Here is a 201-nt window from a genome sequence, read left to right on the forward strand (position 1 = left end):
AGGTTAAGACCTCGACCTATTAGTACCGGTCCGCTCAAAGCCTTGCGGCTCTTACACTCCCGGCCTATCTACCTGGTCTTCTTCCAGGGGTCTTACCTGGCTTACCCAGTGGGAAATCTTATCTTGAGGTGGACTTCGCGCTTAGATGCTTTCAGCGCTTATCCCGTCCAGACTTGGCTACCCAGCGATTGCTCCTGGCGG

1 rRNA gene is annotated in these 201 nt (G+C 54.7%); it reads right to left on the reverse strand.

Annotated elements, in window-relative coordinates:
- Positions 1–201 (reverse strand): 23S ribosomal RNA (locus JDF658_RS13865); the annotation flags it as partial.

This window comes from Carboxydocella sp. JDF658 (assembly GCF_002049395.1).
Taxonomy (GTDB): domain Bacteria; phylum Bacillota.